The following is a 19,657-nucleotide window of genomic DNA, read 5'->3' as shown; positions in this document are numbered from 1 at the left end:
ACCTTACTCCTGGTGGCGTCGCCTCCTGAACTGGCGGAGAGCGCCGAGCGCGACGCCGAGCAGGGCCGCCCCGAACAGCCCGAAGACGATCAGCGGGATGCCCGTCGAGCGCATCGACTCGATCGTCGGGATGAGCGCCTGGAGGCGGTCGTCGCGGTCGACGCTCGGGGTGGGGACGGGAGCCGGTGCCGCCTCGGCCGTCGACGACGGGGTGGCGACGGGGACCTCGGCCCGCCGGTGCAGTCGGATCCACTCGGCGAGATCGCCCATGGGATTCGCCTCGACCGGGGCCACCTGATCGCCGACGGCGGCCGAGGCGTCGACGAGTCCGTAGCCGTAGAGCGGATCGGGGGTGGTCGTGCCGCGCGAGTCGGCCGTGGAGATCACCCGGTTGATGACGTCGTCGGCATCGAGCTCGGGGTGCGCACCCCGCACGAGCGCGACGACGCCCGCGACGATGGGGGTCGCGCCGCTCGTGCCGCTCCAGCTGTAGTGGACGTCGCCCGGTCCGACCCCGACGAGCTTCTCGCTCGGCGCCGCGACGCCGATGGTGATGCCCTGACTCGAGGCGTCGAAGCTCGCCTGACCCGACCGGTCGACGCCGGCGACGGTGAGCACCCCCGGCATGGTGGCCGGCGCCCCGACCTCGGTCGTGCCGCTGCCCCTGTTGCCCGCCGCGGCCACGACGACGACGTCGTGCTGCATCGCGTAGAGGAACGCGTCGTCCCAGCTCGTCGGCCAGTCGAGGGTGTTGCGCGTGAGGGACATGTTGATCACGTCGGCCCCGTTGTCGACCGCCCATCGGACGGCCTCGGCGATCTGCGTGTCGGAGTCGACGGCATCCGACCCGAAGCCGACCGAGACGGACAGCAGATCGGCCTCGGGAGCGACGCCGATGACGCCGTCACCGGACGCCGTCCCCCGACCCGCGAGGATCGAGCCGACGAGGGTTCCGTGCGTCGGGTCGTCCGTGCCGACGGGCGTCTGGCCGTCCGCCGAGCCCTGACCCGAGACGTCGGTGCCTCCGACGACCGCGCCCTCGAGCTCGGCGACCGACGAGTCGACGCCGGTGTCGATCACGGCTACGGTCACCCCCGCGCCGCGACTCGACTGCCAGGCCTGCTCGATGCCGTAGTCGGCGAGCCAGTACTGGTCGTCGCGGATGGCGTCGGCTCGCGCCGCGCCCCCCGGGGCGACCACGACGACGGCCGCCAGGGCCAGCGCCGCGATCGTCGCCGAGGTCGTCCGCAGCGTCAGCTCGGGCACGGGTCAGACATCCCCGCCGGAGGCGCGCTCGGCCGAGTCGCCGTCGGCCAGGTAGTCGGGGCACCGGCACACGTCGGGGCTCCACGTCGCTCGGTCGAGCGCGAGATCGCCGAGCGGGTTGACCCCGGGGCCGGCGGCGAGGGAGTGACCCACCACGGCGTGCAGGCACTTGATGCGCTCGGGCATGCCGCCCGCGGTGACGTGAGCGATCTCGCCGACGTGCTCGATGCTCTCGCGGTCGGCGAGGTAGGCCTCGTGGGCCGACCGGTAGCGTGCGGCGAGATCGGCGTCTGCGGCCAGCAGGTCGGTGAACTCGGCCATCACGCCGTTCGCCTCGAGGGTCGAGACGGCCGCCGTCGCGCCCGGGTGGCACAGGTAGTAGAGGGTCGGGAACGGCGTGCCGTCGCCGAGTCGCGGCTTCGTCGCGACGACGGTGGGGTTGCCGCAGGCGCACCGGGCGGCGATGCCGATGACGTCGCGCGCCGGGCGCCCGAGCTGCGCGGTGACGATCCGCACGTCGAGTTCGGTCACGGGGTCGAACGGAGGGGTGGTCACGGGGTGCCGCCTGTCGGGGTCGAGGTGGGGAGCTCGCTGCCGTCGATGTCGGGGGCGATCAGCTCGGTTGCCGGCTCGTCGCTGAGACCGGCGTCGATCACCGACGAGGTCATGGCGGCGATCCAGTCGACCTGGGGGGTCTGCAGCTCGTCGCTGATGGGTGCCTGCGGCCGTTCGGCGTCGGTCGTCGCGTCGCCCATCACCAGGTAGCTGTACTCGCCCGGGTACACGTAGAGCAGGCGGTCGCGCGCCTGAGCCTCGATGTACGCGGGATCGCTCCACCGCGCGACATCGCCCTGGAGATCCGTCACGTCGGCCTTCTGCCGCTCGACCTCGTCTTGGATGGCCGCGATCTGCTGCTGCTGCTGGACGAGGGTGCGGAGGGACGGCGCGAGGATCACGACGAACAGGACCAGGATGACGAGCATCAGGAGACTGAAGCCCGAGAAGCGGATGTTGCGGAGCCAGCCGCTCGTGGCCGACTCCGTCTCGGGCAGGATGACGGGCAGACGCCTGCTCTTCGACTCTCGGGACATGACTCCGAGGGTAGACGACCGCCCTGTCGAGTCGGTCACGGAACGCCGAGAGGCCCGCCCCGCCGAAGCGGGACGGGCCCCTCGGAGCCGTGCCTAGCCGCGGAAGCGGGGGAAGGCCGAGCGACCGGCGTAGACCGCCGCGTCGCCGAGCTCCTCTTCGATGCGGAGCAGCTGGTTGTACTTCGCGACGCGCTCGGAGCGGGCCGGGGCCCCCGTCTTGATCTGACCGGCGTCGGTGGCGACCGCGAGGTCGGCGATCGTGGTGTCTTCGGTCTCACCCGAGCGGTGCGACAGCACGGTCGTGTAGCCGCTGCGCTGTGCGAGCGCGACGGCGTCGAGGGACTCCGTCAGCGTGCCGATCTGGTTGACCTTGACGAGGATCGAGTTGCCGGCGCCGGCCTCGATGCCCTTCGCGAGGCGCTCGGGGTTCGTGACGAACAGGTCGTCGCCGACGATCTGCGTCTTCGAGCCGATCTCGCGCGTGAGGTGCGCCCAGCCCTCCCAGTCGTCTTCGTCGAGGGGGTCCTCGATGGTGACGAGCGGGTACGAGGCGACCAGGTCGGCGTAGTAGCCGGAGAGGAACGCGGAGTCGCGCTTCTCGCCCTCGAAGGTGTACGAGCCGTCGGCGTAGAACTCGCTCGAGGCGACGTCGAGACCGAGCGCGATGTCCTCACCGGGCGTGAAGCCGGCCTTGGTGATCGCGTCGACGAGCAGGTCGAGCGCGGCCCGGTTGCTGTCGAGGTTCGGCGCGAAGCCGCCCTCGTCGCCGAGACCGGTCGAGAGGCCCTTGGCCTTGAGCTCGCTCTTGAGGGCGTGGTACGTCTCGGCGCCCCATCGGAGCGCCTCGGCGAAGGTCGAAGCGCCGATCGGCAGGATCATGAACTCCTGGATGTCGACGTTGCTGTCGGCGTGCGAACCGCCGTTGATGACGTTGAGCATCGGCACGGGGAGCGTGTGCGCGTTCGGCCCGCCGAGGTAGCGGAAGAGCGGCAGATCGGCCGAGTCGGCGGCCGCACGGGCCACTGCCAGCGAGACGCCGAGGATGGCGTTCGCGCCGAGGCGCTTCTTGTTGTCGGTGCCGTCGAGCTCGATCATCGCCGCGTCGATCAGGCGCTGGTCGGTGGCGTCGAAGCCCTCGACGGCCGGGCCGATCTCGTCGATGACCGCCGAGACGGCCTTGAGCACGCCCTTGCCGAGGTAGCGGCTCGCGTCGCCGTCGCGCAGTTCGTAGGCCTCGAAGGCCCCGGTCGATGCGCCCGAGGGGACGGCGGCCCGAGAGACCGTCCCGTCGTCGAGCAGGACCTCGACCTCGACGGTCGGGTTGCCCCGCGAGTCGAGGATTTCGCGGGCGCCTACGGCGTCGATTGCTGCCACGGAGAACTCCTTAGTAGTCGTTGTGTTCGCAGGACCGAGGTCCGCGCCAATCCTAGCGAGGCACCGCGCCGCAGCGGACGGCCCGCTGTCAGCCGAGCGTCTTGATCTGCAGGTCGTCGACGCCTTCTCCGCCCCGCACGACGGCGAAGCGCGTGTAGCCGGACTCGGCGAGGGTGTCGAGCTGGCGCGTGAGGTTCTTGACGCGCCGATCGAGACGGACCCGCGCCTCCCCCCGTTCGAGCAGCGCCGCCCGCAGGGCCGTGAGCTCGGCCGCGGGCACGCCCGCGTCGTGCACGAGGGCGAGACCGTCGTGATCGGGGTCGCCCTGGTCGACGAGGTCGACGATGCGCTCGAACCCCAACGAGAAGCCGGCGGCGGGGACGTCCGCGCCGAGGAACCGCCCGATCATGCCGTCGTAGCGGCCGCCGCCACCGAGCGAGTAGCCGAACTCGGGGTGCGCGACCTCGAAGATGGTGCCCGTGTAATAGCCCATGCCGCGCACGAGCGTCGGGTCGAAGACGAGACGCGCGCCGGGGAGGGCCTCGCGGAGCGCCACCAGATCGGCGGCGGCGGCGACGTCGAGCCAGGCAGGAGGCTCGGTGCCGGTGATCGTCGACCAGTCGGCCGTCGAGAGCTCGCGCAGCGCATCCTCCAGCCCGCCGTGCTCGACCCCGATCTCGTGGAGACGCGCGACGACGCCCTCGACGCCGATCTTGTCGAGCTTGTCGAGCTCGATCAGCGCCTGCTCCGTCAGGTGGGCGGGCGCACCCCAGTGCGAGAGGACCCCGAGCAGCACCCGGCGGTCGTTGATGCGGATCGACGTGCCCTCGAGGCCGAGCGCCGAGAGGACGGCCGTGGTCGCCGAGATGAGCTCGATCTCGGCGAGCGGGCCGGCCTCGCCGAGGATGTCGATGTCGCACTGGACGAACTGCCGGTAGCGACCCTTCTGCGGACGTTCGGCCCGCCAGACGGGCGCCACCTGCACGGATCGGAAGACCGCCGGCAGCTCGGCGCGGTGCGAGGCGTAGAACCGGGCCAGCGGCACGGTGAGGTCGAATCGGAGCCCCAGGTCGGCGAGCGCCAGCGCGGAGTCGGCCGACTTGAGGTCGTCGACGTCGAGACCGCGCTTCAGCACGGCGAAGACCTGCTTCTCGTTGTCGCCGCCGAGACCCGAGTAGAGGAAGTCGGTCGACTCGACCACGGGCGTCTCGATCTCGTCGAAGCCGTACGAGCGGTATACGTCGCGGATGGTGCTGAGCACGCGCTCCCGGCGACGCTTCTCGGCGGGGAGGAAGTCTCTCATCCCGCGGGGCGGGCTCACGTGTGACGGCATGGGGACATCTTCTCAGAGCCGAGGGCGCGACGAGCCCGCCCCGACCCGACTTGCGCTCCATGTGAGATTCCACGTACAGTATGAGCACCAAGCGGCGTGAATCGGGTTGCATGCCGCCGGGTCACGGCGCCCTACCTTCCCTGCGGTGAGGGCGCCCGAACGGGCCAGGTGCTGAGCACCTGGCCCGTTCTTCGTCTGACGGCGTCGCGACACCTGCTCGGAGACGACCCGCCGAGCGGCGAGTCAGCCGCGGGACGCCGCCCCGGCACTCTCGACGAGCGCGTCGACCCGGTGCACGAACACCGCACCGGGCTCGTCGGCGCCACCGGCGACGACGGCGTCGTAGAGCAGCCCCTCGACCTCGGCGACGAAGGCCCGCGCCTGCACGGTGGCGTCCTCCGACGAGGTGCCCTGGGCGACGAGCCACGTCGACACGGCCTCGCGCCAACGGGCGCCCGCCTGCCGAGCGACACCCGGCTCGTCGCCGGCGACGACCTCGAGCAGCGCCGACTCCATCTCGAGACGCTGGAGGTCGAGACCCCGTTCGCTCGACGCCTCGTCCCAGTACGAGACGAGGTGCCCGCGGAACGCGGCCGCGTCGAGCGACGCGGCGTCGGCGGGGAGGAGGTGATCGTGGCGGCCGACGACCGCTCGGACGATCTCGGCGATCAGCTCGGCACGGTTGCCGAAGTGATAGACGAAGACGTAGGTGCTGACACCGAGAGCCTCGGCGAGGGTGCGGAACGAGACGGTCGCGATGCTCCGCGACCGGAGGTGGTCGATGATCTGGCCGAGCAGCTCGGGCTTGCGTGTCGGATCGGGCTTGCGAGGCATGAATGCCACTCCTTCGTGCGGACGTGTCGGGACGCCCTGCGCGGCCCCGACCGTCGTCTGGCGACCATAACAGACGTGTGCCGACGCCGCACAGGAACCAACCGGTCGGTCGATGGCAGGACATCGAGCGGACAGCCTGGTCTGCGTTCGTGTGTTTCGTCGGATGACCCTTGACATTTTACTGCACGATGCTCTACATTATCTCTATCGCTGCAAGGCCCATGGAGTCTGATCCCTCTCTGGCGTGCCGGCAGCGACGACGTGACACACCAGCCAGACGACTTCCTTCTTCGCGATCGGGGTCGCTCGTGGGGGGTTCACGTGAGGGCGCCCCGCCTATTCGGGTTGGTGGGGCGCCCTACCCTCGGTCTCGACCGCTCGCAGCCGTGCCTCACGCTCTCGTACGGCACGTCGGAGTGCGCGTTCTGCGTCGATGCCCCGACTCGTCGCGACGTCGACCATCCGCGCCAGTTCACGACCGAGCAGGAGCTCGTCGTCCACCGCAACGCCCTCGGTCGGGTCGTCGACCGGGGGCCTGCCGGTCGAGCCTCCGTCCGACCTGGACCCGGCGGCCTCCTCCCCCGGTTCGCACGCCCTCGGCGGCTCGTCGGCGGGCAGACCCGCAGCCCGACGTCGGCCGTCGATCTTCTGAGCCCGGGCCAAGGCCGGCAGACCGCCGGGCACGCCGTCGAAGGCACTCGTCCGCTCGGACTTCTCGTGCGCCTTCGCGGCGGACCAGAGCCGGACGATGTCGTCGACGTCGCGGGCCTCGTCGTCTCCGAAGACGTGCGGATGACGACGCACGGTCTTCGCCGTGACGTCGCGCACGACGTCGGCCAGGTCGAACGCCCCCTGACGCTCAGCCAGAGCGGAGTGCAGGACGACCTGGTACAGCACGTCGCCGAGCTCCTCCCGGCGATCAGCCGTCGTCCCCTCCTCGATCGCCTCGACGAGCTCGGCGGTCTCCTCGACCAGGTAGGTCACGAGACTCCCGTGCGTCTGCCCGCGGTTCCAGTCGCAGCCGCCGTCGTCGGACAGCAGGGCGGCGACCACGCGGACCAGCTCGGCGATCTCGGTCCCGGTGGTGTCGTCGTGGGTCACCCGCGCCTCCTCGGCCTGCTCCGTCGCGTCGTCAGCCGGCGGTCGCCGCGGTGTCCGTGGCGGGACGCGGCGTCTCCGCACCGAAGATCGCCGTCATCAGCTGCTCGACCCAGGTGATCAGCTCGCCGTCGGGCAGGGCCTCGCCGTGAGGACGGGGCAGCGGCACGCTGACCGACTTCGTCTGACCGAACCAGCGCGAGCCCGGGTACATGCGCTGCAACCGCACCTGCATGCTGTCGGGCAGATCGAGACCGGCGACACGGAGGTTGGCGCCCATGACGACGACCTCGCTGAGACCGATCTTCTGCGCGGCACGGCGCAGCCTCGACACCTCGATGAGTGCGAGGACCGACGCCGGCGGCGTGCCGTACCGGTCGGTGAGCTCGTCGAGGACCGAGTCGATCTGATCGTCGGTCGAGGTCGGCGAGCTGGCCGTCGACAGCTTCTGGTAGGCCTCGAGACGAAGTCGCTCGCTCTCGACGTACTCGTCGGGGATGTGCGCGTCGACGGGGAGCTCGAGTCGCAGCTCGGTCTGCCCCTCGGCCACGTCGCCGCGGAACGCCCCCACGGCCTCGCCGATCATGCGGAGGTACAGGTCGAAGCCGACCCCGGCGATGTGCCCCGACTGCTCACCGCCGAGGAGGTTGCCCGCGCCGCGGATCTCGAGGTCTTTCAACGCGACCTGCATGCCCGCGCCCAGCTCGTTGTTCGCCGCGATCGTCTCGAGGCGGTCTTGAGCGGTCTCGCTGAGCGGTCGCTCGGCGTCGTACAGGAAGTACGCGTACCCGCGCTCACGGCCCCGGCCGACGCGCCCGCGCAGCTGATGCAGCTGACTGAGCCCGTACTTGTCCGCGCGATCGATGATCAGCGTGTTCGCGTTCGCGATGTCGAGACCGGTCTCGATGATGGTGGTCGAGACGAGCACGTCGAACTTGCGCTCCCAGAAGTCGACCATGACCTGCTCGAGCGACGACTCGGCCATCTGTCCGTGCGCGACCGCCACCCGCGCCTCCGGAACCAGCTCGGCGATCTGCGCCGCGACGCGGTTGATGCTCGACACCCGGTTGTGCACGAAGAACACCTGCCCCTCGCGCAGCAGCTCGCGCCGGATCGCCGCCGCCTTCTGCCGATCGCTCTCGGGACCGACGAAGGTCAGGATGGGGTGGCGGTCTTCGGGAGGCGTCGTCAGGGTGGACATCTCGCGGATGCCCGTGACCGCCATCTCGAGCGAGCGCGGGATGGGCGTGGCCGACATCGCCAGGATGTCGACGTTGGTCTTGAGCTTCTTCAAGGCGTCCTTGTGCTCGACGCCGAAACGCTGCTCTTCGTCGATGATCACGAGACCCACGTCTTTGTACGCGATGCCCTCGCTCAGGAGGCGATGCGTGCCGATCACCATGTCGACCGTGCCGTCGCCGAGGCCCTTGATCGTCTCGCGGGACTCCTTCGCGGTCTGGAACCTGGAGAGACTGCGGAGGTGCACGGGGAACCCGGCGAAGCGGTCGGAGAACGTGTCGAAGTGCTGCTTGACGAGCAGAGTGGTCGGCACGAGCATGACGACCTGCTTGCCGTCCTGGATCGCCTTGAACGCGGCGCGAACGGCGACCTCGGTCTTGCCGTAGCCGACGTCGCCCGAGAGGAGGCGGTCCATCGGGATCGGGCGCTCCATGTCGGCCTTGATCTCGTCGATGGTCGTCAGCTGGTCGGCGGTCTCCGCGAACGGGAAGGCCTCCTCGAGCTCGCGCTGCCACGGGGTGTCGGGCGGGAACGAGTGGCCCTTGCTGGACATCCGCGCCGAGTACAGCTTGACCAGCTCGACGGCGATGTCACGGACGGCGCGACGCGCCTTGCTCTTGGCCGAGGCCCAGTCGCTGCCGCCCATCTTGCTGAGCGACGGCGCCTCGCCGCCGACGTAGCGGCTGAGCAGATCGAGCTGGTCGGTGGGCACGTAGAGCTTGTCGCCGGGGTACCCGCGCTTCGAGGGCGCGTACTCGAGCACGAGGTACTCGCGGCTGTTCTTGACGGCGTTCTTGCCGCCGGTGCTGACGACACGGCTGGTGAGCTCGATGAACTTGCCGATGCCGTGCGTCTGGTGCACGACGACGTCGCCGGGCTTGAGCTGCAGCGGATCGACCACGTTCTTGCGTCGACTGGCGAGCTTCGTCACCTGTCGCGAGTCGTAGTTCGCCGATCGACCGTAGAAGTCGCTCTCGCCCAGCACGGCGAGCTTCGCGTCGGGGATCTCGAAGCCGGCCTCGACACCACCGGCGACGAGGTGCGCGACCCCCGCCTCGAGCGACTCGGGCAGCGACTCATGCAGCCGCGCGGCGACCCCTCGCTCGGCGAGCACGTCGCGCGCCCGCTCGACGAGGCCCACGCCGCGCGAGGTCACGACGATGCTCCAGCCGTCGGCGAGGCGCGACACGACATGGTCGAGGGCGCCCTCGGCATGACCGCTGAAGCTCGGCACCGCGTCGGCCGCGAGACGGACGTAGTCGCCCGCCGACGCGATCGCCTCCTCGTCGGTGAGGACCTCGCCGCTGTCGAAGGTGCTCAGGGAGAACCACGTGCGGTCGCCCGCGGAGTCGCGGAGATCGCGCAGGGAGATGAAGTCGCCCGCGTCGAGGTCGATCGGTGCCTCGGCGCCGGCGGTCGCGGCGCTCCATGCTGCCGAGAGGAACTCGCGGTTCGTCTCGGCCAGACTGCGGGCCCTCGACACGACGCGCTCGGGAGACAGCACGGCGATGGCGGCCCCCTCCGGGAGGTAGTGGGTCAGCGGCACGAGACCGTGCACGAGGGCCGGAGCGAGGGACTCCATGCCCTCGACGGGGATGCCCTCGCCGATCTTCGCCAGCATCTGCGCGAGGCTCGGGAACTCGTGCTGCATCTCGCGGGCACGCTGACGCACCTGCTCGGTGAGGAGCATCTCGCGGCTCGGCGGGAGGTCGACCGTCGTGACCTCGCCGTCGAGGCTCCGCTGGTCGGCGACGGAGAAGCGCCGCACCTGGTCGACCTCGTCGCCGAAGAAGTCGACACGGACGGGGTGCTCGGCCGTCGGCGGGAACACGTCGAGGATGCCGCCGCGCACCGCGAACTCGCCCCGCCGGGTGACCATGTCGACCCGCGCGTAGGCGAGGTCGACGAGTCGCAGGGCGATGGCCGACAGGTCGTGCCCGCGATCGCCGACGGTGAGCACCACCGGCTCGATCGACGCGAGATTGTCGGCCAGGGGCTGCAGGGCCGCCCGCACACCGGCCACGACGACGATCGGCTTCGTCGCCTCAGGCTGGGAAGCCGCCTGCTCGGACCACGCGGCGAGTCGCCGCAGAGCGTGGATGCGCTTCCCGACCGTCTCGGCGCTCGGGCTGAGCCGCTCATGCGGAAGGGTCTCCCACGCGGGGAACTCGATGATCTCGGCCTCGGGCAGGAAGCTCGTCAGCGACCCCCGGGCGGCCTCGGATTCACGCCCCGTCGCCGTGACGACGAGCAGAGCCTGAGGGCCCTCGCGCCGCGAGAGCAGACCCGCCAGCAGAGGGACGCGCAACCCGTCGACGACGGAGAAGTCCGTGCTCTTGCCGTGCCGGTCGAGGGCAGCCGAAAAGGTGGAGGCGCGCGAAAGCGCCGGAATCAAGCCCGCGAGTATCACGCGATAGATGGTACCCGTGCCGACCTGGAGCGGGACGCGAGCGTCAGTCTCTGGCGGTGTGGAACTTGAGCTGCGCCGCGATGAGCCCGTCGGCGGCGATCATCTCGACCGCGTCGGCGGCGTCGGCGAGGAGGATCGGGAGGTTCTGACGCTCGGAGGCACCGAAGTCTTTCAGGACGAAGTCGGCGGCGGGTTGCCGCCCGGGCGGGCGGCCGATGCCGACCCGCACCCGGGTGAACTCGTTCGAACCGGTCGCCGCGATGATGTCGCGCAGACCGTTGTGCCCGCCGTGACCACCGCCGTGCTTCAGCTTGAGGGTGTCGAAGTCGATGTCGAGCTCGTCATGGACGACGATCAACCGCGACACGTCGAGGTCGTAGAACCGGAGCAGCGCCTGCACGGGGCCGCCCGAGACGTTCATGAACGTGTCGGGCTTGGCGAGCACGAAGCGCGGGCCGCCCGGCACGAGGCGACCCTCGGCGACGGTCGCGTTGGTGCGGTGGCGCTTGAAGCCGACGGATAGACGGTGGGCCAGCTCGGCCAGCACCATCTGCCCGACGTTGTGCCTGTTGCCGGCGTAGCCGGGCCCGGGGTTCCCGAGCCCGACCACGAGCCACTGATCGTCTGATGCCATCGTCCGTCGATCGTCTCTTCAGTGGTTCTGCGCCGGCAGGGGGTGTTACTCGGAGCGCTCTTCGTCTTCGATCGAGTCGACGTCGCCCTCGGCGGGGGCGGCCTCGCCGTCCTCGTCGGAGACCGCGTCGGTCGTGAGGTCGAGCTGGGGCACCGAGATGGCGAGCACGAGGGTCTCGGGCTCGCTGACCAGGTTCGCGCCCGAGGGCAGCTTCAGGTCGGCCGCGGTGATCTGCGCACCCTCTTCGAGGCCCTCGATCGACACGACGACGTTCTGCGGGATGTGCGTGGCCTCGACCTCGAGCTCGACGGCGTTGAGCTCGAGCACGTGGATGGTGCCGGGGTACGACTCGCCCTCGACGTGCACGGGCACCTCTACGGTGACCTTCTCGCCGCGACGCACGACGATGAGGTCGATGTGCTCGATGGTCTGCTTGACCGGGTCGCGCTGGATGTCCTTGACGAGGGCGAGCTGCTCGGTACCCTCGATGTCGAGCGTGATGACGGCGTTCGCACGACGCGTGATCAGCATGGTCTCGTGACCGGGGAGGGTGACGTGCTGGGGGTCGGTGCCGTGACCGTAGATGACCGCGGGGATCTGGTCGTTCGCACGGATCTTGCGAGCCGCGCCCTTGCCGAAGCTGGTGCGGACGAGAGCGGACAGGTTGTTGGCGTCAGCCATGTGTGTCTCCTTCTGAGGCCGCCGCGGGGGCGGACCGGATGTGTGGTCGGTTTCAACTCGAACGCGTATCGCGTGAGGAAAGACCCCGCAGCCGTGAGGTGACGGGCCCCGAAGGACCCGCTCGTCCGAGACTGAGCGCCTGCCTACCGCGTCGATAACGGATGCATGCGCATCCCTCGCCGAAGTTCAGCTTCCGAGGTTACACGGGGCCCGCGCGTGTCGCCAACCCGCGCCTCCTCGGCTCGTGGCCCCCGGGCTGTGCCGCGGCGACGCTCGGGAACCTGTCGGAGGGCCGGTCGGCGGGCCGGGAGGCGACTGCCGGGACGGGTACGGACAGTACCCGTCACACGCTCGGGACGGGGGCATAGTCTGCGGCTACCCACCCCATCGAGAGGAAGTCACCGTGACCGAACAGGGAACAGAAACGTCGACCACCCCGCAGGCGAACATCGGAGTCGTCGGGCTCGCCGTGATGGGCTCGAACCTCGCCCGCAACCTCGCGAGCCGCGAGGGCAACACCGTCGCCGTGTACAACCGCTCCCCCGAACGCACCGACACGCTGATGAGCGAGCACGGCGACGCCGGGTTCATCGCGTCGAAGACCATCGAGGACTTCGCAGCCTCGCTGCAGAAGCCGCGCACCGCGATCATCATGGTCCAGGCCGGACGCGGCACCGACGCCGTCATCGACCAGCTCGCCGACCTGTTCGAGGAGGGCGACATCATCGTCGACGGCGGCAACGCGAACTTCCTCGACACCCGCCGCCGGGAGTCCGCACTGCGCGACCGCGGCCTGAACTTCGTCGGCGCCGGGATCTCGGGCGGCGAGGAAGGCGCGCTCAAGGGGCCGTCGATCATGCCCGGCGGATCGAAGGAGGCGTACGCGACCCTCGGCCCGATCCTCTCGTCGATCGCCGCCGTCGCCGAGGGCGAGCCGTGCGTCACGCACGTCGGGTCGGACGGCGCCGGACACTTCGTCAAGATGATCCACAACGGCATCGAGTACGCCGACATGCAGCTCATCGCCGAGTCGTACGACCTGCTGCGCCGCGTGGGCGGACACGAGCCCGCCGCCATCGCCGCCGTCTTCGACGAGTGGAACAAGGGGGAGCTCGAGTCGTACCTGATCGAGATCACCGCCGAGGTGCTGCGCCAGGTCGACGCCAAGACGGGCGGGCCGCTCGTCGACCAGATCGTCGACGCCGCCGGGTCGAAGGGCACCGGCGTCTGGACGGTGCAGAACAGCGTCGGACTCGGCGTGCCCGTCGGCGGCATCGCCGAAGCCGTCTTCGCGCGCGCCGTGTCGTCGAAGCCCGACCAGCGCGCCGCCGTGCAGGCGACCCTGCAGGGCCGGCCCGAGGTGCAGGAAGCCGGCGACGGCTTCGAGGACGACGTGCAGAAGGCGCTCTACGCGTCGAAGATCGTGGCCTACGCCCAGGGGTTCGACGCGATCATCGCCGGCGCCCTCGAATACGGCTGGGACATCGACAAGGGCGCCATCGCCAAGATCTGGCGCGGCGGCTGCATCATCCGCGCGCAGTTCCTGAACCGCATCGTCGACGCCTACGAGAAGGACGCCACCATCGCGACCCTCCTCGAGGACGACTACTTCGCCGCCGCCGTCCGCGACGGGGAGGACGCCTGGCGCCGCATCGTCGCGAAGGCCGCCCTCTCGGGCATCCCCGTGCCCGGGTTCGCCTCGGCGCTGTCGTACTACGACTCGCTCGCGTCCACCCGACTGCCGGCGTCGCTCATCCAGGGGCAGCGCGACTTCTTCGGCGCCCACACCTACAAGCGGGTCGACGAGGAGGGCGTGTTCCACACGCTGTGGTCGGGCGACCGGTCGGAGATCGAGACGGAGCCGTCGACCCACTGACCTCTCCGGTGATCATGGCGTGATCCGGGTGCTCGGGGATCGGGCCTGACGGGCGTGTTCGTCGCGACCGGACTGCTTCGGCGGGCCGGTCGGACGGACACGCCCGTTCGCGTCGCTGGGGCGGACGGATCCAGTAGCGGGGGCCGGCTCAGCCTCCGCCGGGTCTGTGCGTCGCCGAGACGGCCGTCGCGTCGGCAACTCAGGCGCAGCGGGGCTGCTCTGGGCGTTCTGCACGGAGACACCGCTCTGCGCCTGAGTTGCCGACGCGAGAGCGGGCCGGGCGATCAGTGGAAGCCGGTTCGGACGCACGCGGGCAGCCACCAGGATTCTCTGCCGCGCACCGGTCGGCAACTCAGGCGCAGCGGGGCTGCTCTGGGCGTTCTGTACGGGAACACCGCTCTGCGCCTGAGTTGCCGACGCGAGCCGGCATGGGGGGGGGGGGGGGGGGGAGCAGGCGCGACCGCAGGTCAGGGGCGTGCGGGGACGGCTGCTGCGAGGACCAGCGGGTCTGCGCAGCCGCGGGCGAACCCCTCGATGCGTCGATCGATGTCCCGCTGCAGGATGACGGCGCCGACGCGCTCGGCCAGCGGCGCGAGCCACTTCGGCCGGCAGGTGAAGTTGTAGCGCCAGATCGCGAGCGTGCTGCCGGGGTCGCCCTCGACCGCGCTGAACCGCCACCCGCCGCCCATGCGCTCGAAGAACCACGAGCCCTTCGTCATCTTCATCCCGACGTTGGTGGGCGGCGCGTACGAGACGTACTCGCTCTCCATCCGGAACCCGAACCGCTGCACCGTGAGGGTGCGGACGCCCTTGGCGGGCCCGGTCGCGCCGCCGAGGAGGTGCTGGTGGCGGATGAACGGATCCCAGCGCTTCCGTGCCTCACCCTGCGTCTGCGACACCGCGAAGGCGACCTCGGGGCTCACCGGGACGACCACACGGGATTCGACGACAGGCATGGCCACATCCTGTCACGATGCCTGGCTGACTCGAGAGGGACGCAGAAGGGGGCGCCCTCCACCGGATCCGGTGGTCGGGCGCCCCCTCAGGCGGACGGTCGGAGCCTAAGCCGCGCCGTCGAACATGCTGGTCACGGAGCCGTTGTCGAAGACCTCGTGGATCGCCCGGGCGATCAAGGGCGCGATCGGGAGGATCTCGAGCTTGTCGAACTTCTGGTGCTCGGTGAGCGGCAGGGTGTCGGTGACGACGACGGAGTCGATGAACTCGCTGTTGAGGATCTCGGGTGCCGGGTCGCTAAACACGGCGTGCGTCGCGGCGACGACGACGCCGATGGCGCCGGCGGCCTTGAGAGCCTCGGCGGCCTTCACGATCGTGCGACCCGTGTCGATCAGGTCGTCGACGAGCAGGCAGACGCGGCCGGCGACCTCGCCGACGATCTCGTGCACGGTGACCTGGTTCGGCACGAGCGGGTCGCGACGCTTATGGATGATTGCCAGGGGGGCGTCGAGCTTCTCGCTCCAGATGTCGGCGACGCGCACGCGACCCATGTCGGGCGAGACGACGGTCAGCGTCGTGTTGTCGAGCTTGGCGCGGAAGTGCTCGAGCAGCACCGGCATGGCGAAGAGGTGGTCGACGGGGCCGTCGAAGAACCCCTGGATCTGCGGGGCGTGCAGGTCGACGCTCATGATGCGGTGCGCACCGGCGGCCTTGAAGAGGTCGGCGACGAGGCGGGCCGAGATCGGCTCGCGCCCGCGGCCCTTCTTGTCTTGGCGCGCGTACGGGTAGAACGGCGCCACCACGGTGATGCGCTTGGCCGAGGCGCGCTTGAGGGCGTCGACCATAATCAGCTGTTCCATCAGCCACTCGTTGATCGGCGCCGAGTGCGACTGGATCACGAACGCGTCGGAGCCGCGCACGCTCTCGTCGAACCGCGCGTACAGCTCGCCGTTGGCGAAGGTGCGGGCGTCGGTCGGGATCAACTCGGAGCCCAGCTCGGACGCGATCTGATCGGCGAGTGCGGGGTGCGCACGCCCCGAGATCAGAACGAGTCGATTCTCGCCGGTGATCTTGATTCCGGACACGTCACTCGCTCTCCGGCCCCGAGGGGCCAACCCGACCGGGGTTCAGTCGGTCGTTCGTTCGGCGCGAGCGGCGGCCTCGGCAGCCGCCGAGCCGGGGCGGTTCGCCTCGACCCATCCGCTCGCATTGCGCTGTGGAGCGATGCTCAGCGCCAGGGCACCTGCCGGTACGTCTTTGCGGACGACCGTTCCCGCACCTGAGTACGCTCCGTCGCCAATCCTAACGGGGGCGACGAACACGTTGTGCGACCCGGTCCGCACATGGGACCCCACCTGGGTGCGGTGCTTGTTCACGCCGTCGTAGTTGGCCGTGATCGTGCCGGCCCCGATGTTCGAGTCGCGGCCGACCTCGGTATCGCCGATGTAGCTGAGGTGCGGCACCTTCGAGCCCTCGCCGATCTCGACGTTCTTGGTCTCGACGAAGGTGCCGATCTTGCCGCCGGCTCCGAGCACGCTGCCAGGTCGCAGATACGCGAACGGACCGACGGAGGCGCGGGCGCCGATCACGGCGAGGGTCGCGTCGGTGCGCTTCACGATCGCACCCTCGCCCACCTCGGTGTCGACGAGCGTGGTGTCGGGGCCCACGACGGCGCCGGCCGCGATGTACGTCGCGCCACGCAGCTGGGTGCCGGGCAGCAGCTCGACGTCGGGGCTCAGCGAGACGTCGCGGTCGATCCAGGTGGTCTGCGGGTCGACGATCGAGACGCCTTCACGCTGCCAGTGCTCGACGATGCGGTCGTTCAGGCGACGGGCCGCGGCGGCGAGCTGCACGCGGTCGTTGATGCCCTCGAGACGCCAGGTCTCGTCGACTGCGCGAGCGGCGACGATCTCGCCGGCGGCCGTCAGCAGACCGACCATGTCGGTCACGTACTTCTCGTTCTGGGCGTTCGCCGATCCGATGCGGGGCAGGTGGGTGCGCAGCGCCGAGACGGTGAAGACGTAGGTGCCCGAGTTGATCTCGCGCACGTCCCGCTCGTCGGCCGTGGCGTCTTTGTGCTCGACGATGCGGTCGACGTCGCCGGAGGCGCGGCGGACGACGCGCCCGTAGCCCGTGGCGTCGGGCAGCACGGCCGACAGCAGCGTCGCCGACGCGGACGCCTCGCGGTGCTGGTCGAGCAGCGCCTCGAGGGTCGCGTGGTCGAGGAACGGCACATCGGCGCTGACCACCACGACGTCGCCGTCGAACTCGGCCGGCAGGGCCTCGACTGCCTGCTCGACCGCCCGCCCGGTGCCGGGGACGTCGTCTTGATCGACGATGAGGGCCGCGGGCGAGGTGTCGAGCACGCTCGCGACGACGACGTCGCGCTCGTGCCGCACGACCGCGACGAGGTGCTCGGGGTTCAACGCGCCGGCCGACTCGAGCACGTGCTGGATGAGCGGCATGCCCGCCAGGCGGTGGAGCACCTTGGGCGTCGACGACTTCATGCGCGTGCCCTGCCCTGCTGCGAGGACGACGACGGCGAGACTGCGTTCAGACATGGTGCTCCTTGGTGAGGTGGTGCGTGATCTGCGGCGATCCTCCCACGGGTGACCGAGGAGGCGCGAAAGGGCAGGCGGGATCGGTGCGGCGAAGCGGATGATCGGCCCTGGGGAGGACTCAGCGGGAGCGCACCACGGAGAAGGCGCTGGAGACCGTCACGGCGTCTTCGGCGAGCGCGACGACCAGGTCGGGCAGTCCCGTCCGATCGACGACGCTCTTGCGGGCGAGGTAGAACAGCCAGCTCCCTGCGAGCGCCCCGACGGCGCCGACGACCGCGCCCGCGAGGCGAGGCCCGCCGTGATCGGGATCGGCGACGGCGAGTCCGACCACCGCCCCGGCGACGGCCCGCCCGAAGAGCGGCCCCGGCGCGACGCGGCTCGGTGTGGCGGGGAGCTTGTCGCCGACCAGCTCGCCGGCGCCCGCCGCGATGAGCGCCGCGCGACCCGGCCACGATCGGAACAGGCGCCAGCTCTGCCAGGCGCCCCGTGCCTCCTCGGCTCCCTGGTTCAGGGCGAGCACGGCGAGCGGGGTCGCCGAACGGGAGCCGCTGAGGAGGCCGAGCAGGGCGGCACGGGCGAGGGGCGGGAGGGTGCTGGTGGTCGACATCGCGGGGTCCTCGTCGTCGGGGGCGGTGCCGGCACGACCGGCGGGTGAGATCGCAGGCTATCGACGGGAGACCGTCGGTGCCCGGTGCGCGCGGCTACTCGCCGTCGTTCTGCATCTGCACGGCGTCGCCCTCGGCGCAGGCCGACAGCCCGCTGAGGCTGTACATGCGGACGTCGGCGAGGAAGTCGAGCGAGTCGGCTGCAGACCCGACACCGCGTACCCCGAGGATGGGGTCGCTCCCACCGCTCTCGTAGCGCTCCGTCGTCAGGCCCCGATCTCTCCAGAGGCGCTCCACGGCGACCACATCGGCCTCGGGATCCGAACCGCCGGGCCGGAGCGTCGTGATGTACGAGTATGGGGCGCCGTCGCGACCGTCAGATATCGTGCAGCCCTCGACGGCGGGGCCGCTGTAGATGTCCCACTCGCCGCCGATCGCCGCGGTGGTGTCGTCGACGACGGTGACGACGGCGCGCTTCGCATCGCCTGTCGCGAACGTCGCCTCACCAGGGGCGGAGCAACCGGTCAGAACACCAGCCCCGATCAGGATGACCGTGGTCGCGGTGCCGGCGGGACGGACACGCATCAGCCGAGGCTGGACACGTCGTCGACGGCCGAGCAGCTCATTCACCGTCGCGCTGCATCTCGTCGGCGTCCCCATCGACGCAGCTCGAGAGGCTGTCGATGCTGTACCGCCGCGGATCGGCCAGGAAGTCGACGGTCGCGACCGACCCACCTGAGCCGCGGATGCCCGGGACGGGGTCCGATCCCCCGCTCTGATACCGCTCCGTCGTCAGACCTCTCTCGGTCCACAGCCTCTCGAGGGAGGAAATGTCCTGCTCGGGGTCGCCGCCGGGCTGGTCGATGGCGACCAGGTACCCGTACGCCGCGCCCGCGCCGCCGCCGTCCCGGTCGCAGCTCTCGACGGCGGGGCCGCTCGAGACACGCCACTCGCCGCCGAGCGCCGAACTCGACTCGTCGACGAACGCGACGACCGCTCCCCTTGCGTCGTCCACGTCCTGCGGCACCATGTTCCTCCCGTCGTCAGCGCTGCAGCCGGCGAGCGAGAGCGTCGCCGTCATGATCAGGGCTGCAGGGATCGACGACCACGGGTGTCGTCGACTCGGATGACGCTGGTGCATGATCTCGTCTCGGATGGACCCGGTGCGCGCGGCTACTCGCCCTGCTCCTTGAGCTCGACCGGGTCGCCGTCCGCGCAGGGGGACAGGGCGTCGACGCTGTAGCCGCGCTCGTCGGCGAGGAAGTCGATGGACGTCGTCGGACCGCCGGAACCCCGGATACCGAGGATGGGATCGTCGCCGCCGCTCTGATAGCGCTCGGTCGTGATGCCCTGGTCGTTCCAGAGCTTCTCGACGGCGTCGATGTGAGCGGTCGGATCACCCGGAGCGGCGGCCTGCGTCGTGATGTACGAGTACGCGGCGCCGTCTCCCCCGGACTCCTGCGTGCACGCCCGCACGGCGGGGCCGCTGTAGACCTCCCACTCGCCCCCGATCGCCACGGTCGTGTCGTCGACGACGGTGACCACCGCCTCCTTCGCCTGGTCCGTATCCATGATCGTTCCTCCTGTATCTGCGGCTGCGCATCCTGAGACCAGGAGCATCGTCGTGAGGACGATCGACGAGCCCAAGGCCCGACGGCTTCTTCGTGCGGGGTCCGGCATGAGGCGGTGCCCTCTCTTCTC

Annotated in this window: 18 protein-coding genes; 1 reads left to right on the top strand and 17 read right to left on the bottom strand. The window is 70.4% G+C overall.

Annotated features, from left to right (window positions below; all coding sequences use genetic code 11):
• Positions 1-3: 3 nt before the first annotated feature.
• The 10 genes from IFT51_RS04385 to IFT51_RS04340 form a co-directional block, all read right to left on the bottom strand.
• A complete protein-coding gene (locus IFT51_RS04385; protein WP_192059598.1) occupies positions 4-1,266 on the bottom strand; it encodes a S8 family serine peptidase in 1,263 nt (420 codons plus the stop codon).
• A 3-nt stretch (positions 1,267-1,269) separates the two neighbouring features.
• Positions 1,270-1,821, bottom strand: coding sequence for a DUF501 domain-containing protein (locus IFT51_RS04380; protein WP_192059597.1), 552 nt, complete (start codon positions 1,819-1,821; stop codon positions 1,270-1,272).
• Entirely contained in the window at positions 1,818-2,357 is a 540-nt protein-coding gene (locus IFT51_RS04375; RefSeq protein ID WP_192059595.1) for a septum formation initiator family protein, read from the bottom strand. The genes IFT51_RS04380 and IFT51_RS04375 overlap by 4 nt, the downstream gene beginning before the upstream one ends.
• Before the next feature lie 93 nt (positions 2,358-2,450).
• Positions 2,451-3,731, bottom strand: a complete 1,281-nt coding sequence (gene eno, locus IFT51_RS04370; RefSeq protein WP_192059593.1) for a phosphopyruvate hydratase — start codon at positions 3,729-3,731, stop codon at positions 2,451-2,453.
• Between the two features lie 88 nt (positions 3,732-3,819).
• On the bottom strand, positions 3,820-5,064 hold the full coding sequence (gene hisS / locus IFT51_RS04365) for a histidine--tRNA ligase (protein WP_192059591.1): 1,245 nt from the start codon (positions 5,062-5,064) through the stop codon (positions 3,820-3,822).
• Between the two features lie 243 nt (positions 5,065-5,307).
• Complete coding sequence (locus tag IFT51_RS04360) at positions 5,308-5,898, bottom strand: TetR family transcriptional regulator (protein WP_192059589.1); 591 nt, start codon at positions 5,896-5,898, stop codon at positions 5,308-5,310.
• Between the two features lie 336 nt (positions 5,899-6,234).
• Positions 6,235-6,999, bottom strand: a complete 765-nt coding sequence (locus IFT51_RS04355) for a MazG nucleotide pyrophosphohydrolase domain-containing protein (RefSeq protein WP_192059587.1) — start codon at positions 6,997-6,999, stop codon at positions 6,235-6,237.
• A 31-nt stretch (positions 7,000-7,030) separates the two neighbouring features.
• Positions 7,031-10,645, bottom strand: coding sequence for a transcription-repair coupling factor (gene mfd, locus IFT51_RS04350; RefSeq protein WP_192059586.1), 3,615 nt, complete (start codon positions 10,643-10,645; stop codon positions 7,031-7,033).
• 43 nt (positions 10,646-10,688) lie between these two features.
• Complete coding sequence (gene pth, locus IFT51_RS04345; RefSeq protein WP_192059583.1) at positions 10,689-11,279, bottom strand: aminoacyl-tRNA hydrolase; 591 nt, start codon at positions 11,277-11,279, stop codon at positions 10,689-10,691.
• Between the two features lie 45 nt (positions 11,280-11,324).
• A complete protein-coding gene (locus IFT51_RS04340; RefSeq protein WP_192059581.1) occupies positions 11,325-11,960 on the bottom strand; it encodes a 50S ribosomal protein L25/general stress protein Ctc in 636 nt (211 codons plus the stop codon).
• A gap of 403 nt (positions 11,961-12,363) precedes the next feature.
• On the opposite strand from IFT51_RS04340, the gene gndA reads away from it, so the two are divergent.
• Entirely contained in the window at positions 12,364-13,836 is a 1,473-nt protein-coding gene (gene gndA, locus IFT51_RS04335; protein WP_308196172.1) for an NADP-dependent phosphogluconate dehydrogenase, read from the top strand.
• 467 nt (positions 13,837-14,303) lie between these two features.
• On the opposite strand, the gene IFT51_RS04330 is transcribed toward gndA, so the two are convergent.
• The 7 genes from IFT51_RS04330 to IFT51_RS04300 form a co-directional block, all read right to left on the bottom strand.
• On the bottom strand, positions 14,304-14,792 hold the full coding sequence (locus IFT51_RS04330) for an SRPBCC family protein (RefSeq protein WP_192059579.1): 489 nt from the start codon (positions 14,790-14,792) through the stop codon (positions 14,304-14,306).
• Positions 14,793-14,897: 105 nt separating this feature from the next.
• A complete protein-coding gene (locus IFT51_RS04325) occupies positions 14,898-15,875 on the bottom strand; it encodes a ribose-phosphate diphosphokinase (protein ID WP_192059577.1) in 978 nt (325 codons plus the stop codon).
• 42 nt (positions 15,876-15,917) lie between these two features.
• Positions 15,918-17,351, bottom strand: a complete 1,434-nt coding sequence (glmU, locus tag IFT51_RS04320; protein ID WP_192059575.1) for a bifunctional UDP-N-acetylglucosamine diphosphorylase/glucosamine-1-phosphate N-acetyltransferase GlmU — start codon at positions 17,349-17,351, stop codon at positions 15,918-15,920.
• 118 nt (positions 17,352-17,469) lie between these two features.
• Positions 17,470-17,958 (bottom strand): DUF4126 family protein, encoded by a 489-nt coding sequence (locus tag IFT51_RS04315; RefSeq protein ID WP_192059572.1) that lies wholly within the window; start codon positions 17,956-17,958, stop codon positions 17,470-17,472.
• A gap of 94 nt (positions 17,959-18,052) precedes the next feature.
• Positions 18,053-18,541: a hypothetical protein gene (locus tag IFT51_RS04310; protein WP_192059571.1), complete on the bottom strand. Its 489-nt coding sequence runs from the start codon at positions 18,539-18,541 to the stop codon at positions 18,053-18,055.
• Positions 18,542-18,578: 37 nt separating this feature from the next.
• Positions 18,579-19,097 (bottom strand): hypothetical protein, encoded by a 519-nt coding sequence (locus IFT51_RS04305; protein WP_192059569.1) that lies wholly within the window; start codon positions 19,095-19,097, stop codon positions 18,579-18,581.
• Between the two features lie 32 nt (positions 19,098-19,129).
• Complete coding sequence (locus tag IFT51_RS04300; RefSeq protein ID WP_192059567.1) at positions 19,130-19,528, bottom strand: hypothetical protein; 399 nt, start codon at positions 19,526-19,528, stop codon at positions 19,130-19,132.
• Positions 19,529-19,657: the final 129 nt, after the last annotated feature.

The organism is Frigoribacterium sp. CFBP 13712, from assembly GCF_014842255.1.
Classification (GTDB): Bacteria; Actinomycetota; Actinomycetes; order Actinomycetales; family Microbacteriaceae; genus Frigoribacterium.
This window is presented reverse-complemented; position numbering and strand designations above follow the sequence as displayed.